The organism is Pseudoalteromonas sp. T1lg22, from assembly GCF_002964645.1.
Lineage (GTDB): Bacteria > Pseudomonadota > Gammaproteobacteria > Enterobacterales > Alteromonadaceae > Pseudoalteromonas.
In genome coordinates, this window is sequence record NZ_PQBY01000031.1 from 1 (window position 1) to 215 (window position 215).

The 215-nt window shown below is 54.9% G+C and carries 2 tRNA genes; both read right to left on the bottom strand.

Going from position 1 to position 215, the window contains the following annotated elements:
- Window positions 1-4: 4 nt before the first annotated feature.
- Window positions 5-80, bottom strand: a tRNA-Glu gene (locus C2M24_RS15860).
- Window positions 81-132: 52 nt separating this feature from the next.
- A tRNA-Glu gene (locus tag C2M24_RS15865) sits at window positions 133-208 on the bottom strand.
- Window positions 209-215 lie beyond the last annotated feature (7 nt).

Consider the following 215-nt stretch of genomic DNA (forward strand, 5'->3'; position numbering starts at 1 on the left):
AAAGTGGCGTCCCCTAGGGGATTCGAACCCCTGTTACCGCCGTGAAAGGGCGGTGTCCTAGGCCTCTAGACGAAGGGGACACAAAGTGTGTCACTAGGACTGGTTATTTAAACTCTTACCATGCGAGTAAAGTGGCGTCCCCTAGGGGATTCGAACCCCTGTTACCGCCGTGAAAGGGCGGTGTCCTAGGCCTCTAGACGAAGGGGACACAAAAT